The following is a 575-nucleotide window of genomic DNA, read 5'->3' on the forward strand; positions in this document are numbered from 1 at the left end:
TAGCCTGCCGAAAGTCAAAGCCATACAAGACACCTTGTGCCTGCTGGACATTGAGTCCTTGATTGCTATTGACCAACCCATGTCAGCCCTGACGGCCCTGACGGATGAAACCCTGGATTTTATCGACACCATCCTGGCTGACTTCTTCACCCCTTCGAAACCCAATCAGGCTTTTCCTACCCGCAGCCAAATCAGGCGCAAAGTCCGCGACATCTGTAAAACCCTGGACGACTCCATTGCTTTTCGCGACACCCGCCCCAAAGACACCTACCGTTTCTCCTCCAACGGAACCTCTGCCTGGCTGGAACTCCAGGTTGGGGAAGACACCGGCATTAAACTCGATGCCTTCATCCACACAGCCGCCGCAAAAGAAGGAATCACTGTTGCTGAAGCGGTCATCAAACTCTTAAGCGGCGAAATACAACCACCAGCCACCGTAGTTTTACACACCTACCAAGCCTGCGATATTGAGAATGCCCCGACCTTCATTGAAGGCTTTGGCTGGCGGCAAGAGGCTATGCCGCATGATAAAACCCGGGACTTAACCGGCGAGGTAGCCGAAGCAGACGGCTACC

The 575-nt window shown here is 53.7% G+C and carries 1 pseudogene; it reads left to right on the forward strand.

Annotated elements, in window-relative coordinates:
- Positions 1-575: pseudogene (locus HMPREF2912_RS11650) on the forward strand (HNH endonuclease); the annotation flags it as partial.

This window comes from Corynebacterium sp. HMSC056E09, from assembly GCF_001813425.1.
In the GTDB taxonomy this organism is placed as follows: Bacteria; Actinomycetota; Actinomycetes; order Mycobacteriales; family Mycobacteriaceae; genus Corynebacterium; species Corynebacterium hesseae.